Below are 400 nucleotides of genomic sequence, written 5' to 3'. Positions count from 1 at the left end.
CGGAATGGCTTGTCTTGCTTGTCCAGCTCTTGACGGATGCGGTACTCCAAAATGCCGTATAGCAGCAGGGCCATCACCAGTACGATCCCGAGCGCGGCGATTCGATCCGGCGTTTTAAGATAGATGCCATCCACGAGCTGCGGGTCTTTCAACAGACGAAAGCGCGTCTCGGCGGCATCCTGTCCCTTGTACGCGCGAAGCAGGTCTGAGTCCGAATAGCCCGATGTTTCGGCATTGCTGATCAGGACGAAAGTGCTGATCAGACGCTTCTCTGCTTCCACTGCGGCTTCGTCTCGAACAAACTGTATTCCGCTGCGGACGCACCCTGGCTCAACCTGCCGATCTCTTGCCATGCACCGGATTCCCAAGCCGCTCGCTTGACCTCCTCACAAACGGAGAA

At 57.0% G+C, this 400-nt stretch carries 1 pseudogene; it reads right to left on the bottom strand.

Annotated elements, in window-relative coordinates:
- Positions 1-281: pseudogene (locus NLX71_RS26470) on the bottom strand (IS1634 family transposase); the annotation flags it as partial.
- Between the last annotated feature and the right edge of the window lie 119 nt (positions 282-400).

The sequence above is a fragment of the Paenibacillus sp. MZ04-78.2 genome, from assembly GCF_024213375.1.
GTDB lineage: Bacteria > Bacillota > Bacilli > Paenibacillales > NBRC-103111 > Paenibacillus_G.
The sequence above is the reverse complement of the archived record's forward strand: the minus strand, read 5'-3'. Positions and strand labels throughout refer to the sequence as shown.